Below are 4,743 nucleotides of genomic sequence, written 5' to 3' on the forward strand. Positions count from 1 at the left end.
TGAGAACCCCCGACCGGGGTTCGACAACTGACCACAGACATTACGCAGTATTGTCAAAGCCAGACTCTTCTTCACACGATTAACAGCGCAGCGAAGATGTTCGCCAACACTATCCCCTCTTCCGCTTTGAGCCACCCGGCATAACGAAAATCATATCGCTCCGGATGGTGTACGTTATGCATTAACGAAAAGTGCTTTGTTACTTGCGTATCGACCGTAATTCAATATAAAACTGAATGAACGTTCATTCATTTTAGCACATGACAACACAGAAGGTACCAATGACTAGCAAAACACTGCGACTTATATTTCCTCAATGGCAAGGCGGTAACAATCCTCCCTACTATCTTGGCTCGCAGCTCCTCTCGTTTCTCTCTCCTGAAGCAAAAGGGCCCGTTGAGATCGTTCCTGTTGAGTTACCAACAACAGAGCCATTGCCAAGGATTAATGACATCACGGCTAAGCCATCCCTCATCAGGCAACTCAATAATGCTGCCGCACTGATTGAAAAACATGATCCCAATAGCATTGTCATTTTAGGCGGAGACTGCCTGGTTTCGCTGGCGCCTTTCGCCCACCTGCTCGATAAGTTCGGAGACAAACTCGGTGTGCTCTGGATTGACTCGCATCCTGACGTGCAGACGGCTGAACAATATCCAAACGCGCATGCCCATGTGCTTGGTGCGCTAATGGGTACGGGTGATAACGATTTAGTTGCCCATGTAAAAACCAAACTTAATCCGTCAAAAATAATGATTGCCGGTATCCACGCGCCACTTCCTTATGAAGCTGAATACCTCACTCGCCATAACATTACGACGCTAGCACCTGAACAGGTTAAAAGCGGTGCAGATGAAGTCCTGGAGTGGATAGCGAAAGAAAAGATTGCGTATCTGGCGATCCATATCGATCTGGACGTACTCGACCCATCTCTGTTCCGCTCCATTCTTTTTGCAAAACCGGGGCGCGGAAAACACGATTTTGGCGACGTTGCTGAAGGCAAACTGACGATTGAGGATGTACTCAATCTGATAGCGGCAGCGACGACAAAAGCAGTCCCCGTTGGCCTGACAATCGCTGAACATTTGCCCTGGGACATGCTGAATCTCAAGAACATGCTCAGTGAATTACCCCTTCTAAAGTAAGACGAAATCCAGGAGCCAGACGACAGAGTTTAGCTCTGGCTCCTTGCATAAAAGCGCGTTAAAGTCTGGACACCGAATTTACCAAGATGCCGATATGTTAAAAAAAACCGAAACCTACCATAAGTTGATTACGGCTGCTGCTGCCTGCTTTGCGGAAAAAGGCTTTAGTGCGACAAGCGTACGTGAAATCTCTACCCGGGCAGGAATTAGTCAAGGAGCAATGTATACGTATTTCAAAAGTAAGGATGAGCTTGTTAAGGCTATTGTACTGGAAGAACAGAACTCCGCGCTGACTGCCCATAATGCAACCTATGCAGGCTCTTATTTTGATCGCCTTTGTGCACAAGTCACGTCCTGTATTAGCGAGATCGGTTACCCTATCACACATCAACTTTGGGTTGAAATCATGGCTGAGTCTGCGCGTAATCCAGAACTGCGAAAAACGTATATCTCCAGTGATGACATCATGCGGAAAAGCTTCGCGCGGCTCATCCAGGAGGGTATCGCTGCCGGAGAGTTTCGCCGTGATATTAACCTTGAAGAAATCACGATCATTATTTTTGCCCTTATTGACGGTTTAATCGCTCGTCAGGCAATAAACACGACCTTCTCATTCAAGGATGATCTGCCAATGTTTTTTGACGTTATGGCAAAATTGCTTAAATAATACCAGACGGTCATAGTAAAACGATGTATCGAAAAAACCAGAGGTTGCTTATAACAGCCAACGCTCTCAAGCGGCAAACGACTCACACAGTGAGCAATCTTTCACGAGCCTACGCGATTGCGAAGAGTGCGTGAAAAAGTACGGACGCTTTTCACATATGAGTTCCGACAAAAAACCTCTGCCTACCCATCAATCTTCCTCCATCCGCTGATACTCTTCGCTGAGGTAGTCCACCAGCGCCCTGACGGAGGGCAGCAGCCCGCGCCGTGAGGCAAATACCGCATGGATCACTTCCCGCCGCGGCTGCCACTCGTCCAGAACCACCTCTAATTCACCTGACGCCAGCTGATCGCGCACCATTAATAAAGGAAGCTGCACCACGCCTACGCCGGCCATCGCCGCCTCGCGCAGCGCCAGCATATCGGTGGTCACCATTCGAGGCGTGAAATACACTTCCGCTCTCGCTCCCCCGGGCCCGGTGAGCTGCCATTTATGCTGATGCTTGTTCGCACCCAGGCTGAGGCCCGGCCAGGCGCTCAGCTCGGACGGCGCCTGCGGACGTCCGAGCCGGAAAATGAGATCTGGGCTGGCCACCAGCCGGTGCCCGCGGTCCGCCAGCACGCGCATCACCAGGTCGCTATCCTCGATGGGCCGGGGACGGACGCGGATCGCCACATCAATGCCCTCCCCGACCACATCCACCCGGCGGTTGGTCGCCTCAAGATGCAGCGTTACCCCAGGATAGCGCGCCATAAATCGCGCCAGCATCGGTCCGATATGGACATGCAGCAAGGTGACCGGACAGGTGATCCTGACGCTACCGCGCGGCTCGGCGCGCAGCGTCTCGACCGCCTGCTGCGCCGCCTCGGCCTCAATCAGCATCGCTTTGCAATGCTGATAAAAGGTCTGCCCGACCTCGGTGACCGCGAACTGACGGGTGGTTCGCTGAATCAAACGCACGCCCAACCGCTCCTCGAGTTGCGCAATGCGGCGGCTGAGTTTGGATTTCGGTTGGTCAAGCGCTCGCCCCGCCGCGGCGAAACCGCCATGGTCTACCACCTGGACAAACCAGGCGAAGTCATTGAGATCCTGCATCCTTCCTCCATTGTTCCATTTTTGGAACAGTATAGGTCATTTTTGCTCACTACCGCATACGTCGTCCCGGATATAAGCTTATTTACATCAGATACCGATACACAGGAGAAAGCCATGAAACAGATCACAGGAGTCTACACCGCGCCTGCGCAGCATTGGGTAGGCGACGGCTTCCCGGTTCGCTCGATGTTTTCCTATCAGACGCACGGCCAGCAGCTGAGCCCCTTCTTACTGCTCGACTATGCCGGGCCGTACACCTTCCCGGCGGGCAGCGAAAAACGCGGCGTCGGTGAGCATCCGCATCGCGGATTTGAAACCGTCACCATCGTCTACGCCGGTGAAGTAGAGCATCGCGACTCCACCGGACGCGGCGGGGTGATTGGTCCAGGCGACGTGCAGTGGATGACGGCGGGCGCCGGGATCCTGCACGAAGAGTTCCACTCGGAGGCCTTCACCCGCAGCGGCGGCGAGCTGAAGATGATCCAGCTGTGGGTCAACCTGCCCGCGAAAGACAAAATGGCGACCCCCGGCTACCAGAGCATTACCGCCGGGACGATCCCCACCGTGGCGCTGGCGAACGGCGCCGGACAGGTTCGGGTTATTGCCGGCCAGTATGACGACGTCAGCGGCCCGGCCCATACCTTCTCACCGCTTAACGTGTGGGATCTGCAGCTGAATCAGGGGCACGACCTCACGCTGCGCCAACCGGAGGGCTGGAGTACCGCGCTGGTGGTGCTGGAAGGGGAAGTGATCATTAACGGTTCCGAATCTGCTCGCGAAGGCCAGCTGGCCGTCCTGAGCCAGGCAGGTGACGCAGTGCATCTGGAGGCGACCGCCCCGGCAAAAGTTCTGCTGATGGCCGGAGAACCGCTACAGGAGCCGATTGTGGGCTATGGCCCGTTTGTCATGAATAACAAAACGCAGATCGCAGAAGCTGTACGCGATTTTAACAGCGGCCGCTTTGGCCAAATCTAACTGATTGAGGTGAATACTATGTCTACTCCCGCTAACTTTAACGGTGCTCGTCCGGTGATTGATGTTAACGATACCGCAATGCTGTTGATTGACCATCAGAGCGGTCTGTTCCAGACCGTCGGCGATATGCCGATGCCAGAGCTGCGCGCTCGCGCCGCCGCGCTGGCCAAGATGGCGTCGCTTGCCGGGATCCCGGTGATCACGACCGCCTCCGTGCCGCAGGGGCCGAACGGTCCGCTGATCCCGGAGATTCATGAAAACGCGCCGCATGCGAAATACATCGCCCGTAAAGGTGAGATTAACGCCTGGGATAACCCGGAATTCGTCGCCGCGGTGAAAGCGACCGGTCGTAAAACGCTGATTATCGCCGGGACCATCACCAGCGTCTGCATGGCCTTCCCGGCTATCGCCGCTGTCGCCGACGGTTATAAAGTGTTTGCCGTGATTGACGCTTCCGGCACCTACAGCAAAATGGCGCAGGAGATCACCCTGGCTCGCGTGGTACAGGCCGGCGTAGTGCCAATGGATACCGCCGCCGTCGCCTCTGAGCTGCAGCGCACCTGGAATCGCCCGGACGCCGCAGAATGGGCGGAGGTGTACACCAAAGTCTTCCCGGCCTACCAGCTGCTGATCGAAAGCTACAGCAAAGCGCAGGACGTCGTGAAGAATAACGAACAGCTGGATTCCCAGCGCTAAAACGCCCGCCCCGCTGAGCCGCAGCGGGGCATTGTTCATTGCGTGAGCGAACGGCAAAGAAAGAAGAAAATATGCTTGACCGTTTTAACGCAACTCCCTATAGTAGCGCCCCGTTGCCCACCCAAGGTGAGCAGCAAGACAATATGGTGAGGTGTCCGAGTGGCT

At 54.9% G+C, this 4,743-nt stretch carries 5 protein-coding genes; 4 read left to right on the forward strand and 1 reads right to left on the reverse strand.

Features of this window, described 5'->3' with window-relative positions:
* The first annotated feature begins 281 nt into the window (after positions 1 to 281).
* Both HMPREF9538_RS18395 and HMPREF9538_RS18390 read left to right on the forward strand, forming a co-directional pair.
* Entirely contained in the window at positions 282 to 1,145 is an 864-nt protein-coding gene (locus HMPREF9538_RS18395) for an arginase family protein (RefSeq protein ID WP_004176596.1), read from the forward strand.
* 94 nt (positions 1,146 to 1,239) lie between these two features.
* The gene (locus tag HMPREF9538_RS18390; protein ID WP_004224069.1) at positions 1,240 to 1,812 is read left to right on the forward strand and encodes a TetR/AcrR family transcriptional regulator; all 573 of its coding nucleotides are present in this window, start codon (positions 1,240 to 1,242) and stop codon (positions 1,810 to 1,812) included.
* Between the two features lie 189 nt (positions 1,813 to 2,001).
* On the opposite strand, the gene HMPREF9538_RS18385 is transcribed toward HMPREF9538_RS18390, so the two are convergent.
* Positions 2,002 to 2,907, reverse strand: a complete 906-nt coding sequence (locus HMPREF9538_RS18385) for a LysR family transcriptional regulator (protein WP_004183627.1) — start codon at positions 2,905 to 2,907, stop codon at positions 2,002 to 2,004.
* A 114-nt stretch (positions 2,908 to 3,021) separates the two neighbouring features.
* On the opposite strand from HMPREF9538_RS18385, the gene HMPREF9538_RS18380 reads away from it, so the two are divergent.
* Both HMPREF9538_RS18380 and HMPREF9538_RS18375 read left to right on the forward strand, forming a co-directional pair.
* Positions 3,022 to 3,882 (forward strand): pirin family protein, encoded by an 861-nt coding sequence (locus HMPREF9538_RS18380; RefSeq protein ID WP_004199757.1) that lies wholly within the window; start codon positions 3,022 to 3,024, stop codon positions 3,880 to 3,882.
* 18 nt (positions 3,883 to 3,900) lie between these two features.
* Positions 3,901 to 4,578: an isochorismatase family protein gene (locus tag HMPREF9538_RS18375; protein ID WP_002898927.1), complete on the forward strand. Its 678-nt coding sequence runs from the start codon at positions 3,901 to 3,903 to the stop codon at positions 4,576 to 4,578.
* Positions 4,579 to 4,743: the final 165 nt, after the last annotated feature.

Origin of the sequence: Klebsiella sp. MS 92-3 (assembly GCF_000195655.1) — a bacterium.
Taxonomy (GTDB): domain Bacteria; phylum Pseudomonadota; class Gammaproteobacteria; order Enterobacterales; family Enterobacteriaceae; genus Klebsiella; species Klebsiella pneumoniae.

What these genes read in the sequence shown, in the direction of transcription:
- HMPREF9538_RS18380 (WP_004199757.1), top strand. Translation starts at nt 3,022, where the DNA reads ATGAAACAGATCACAGGAGTCTACACCGCGCCTGCGCAGCATTGGGTA.
- HMPREF9538_RS18395 (WP_004176596.1), top strand. Translation starts at nt 282, where the DNA reads ATGACTAGCAAAACACTGCGACTTATATTTCCTCAATGGCAAGGCGGT.
- HMPREF9538_RS18385 (WP_004183627.1), bottom strand. Translation starts at nt 2,907, where the DNA reads ATGCAGGATCTCAATGACTTCGCCTGGTTTGTCCAGGTGGTAGACCAT.
- HMPREF9538_RS18375 (WP_002898927.1), top strand. Translation starts at nt 3,901, where the DNA reads ATGTCTACTCCCGCTAACTTTAACGGTGCTCGTCCGGTGATTGATGTT.
- HMPREF9538_RS18390 (WP_004224069.1), top strand. Translation starts at nt 1,240, where the DNA reads ATGTTAAAAAAAACCGAAACCTACCATAAGTTGATTACGGCTGCTGCT.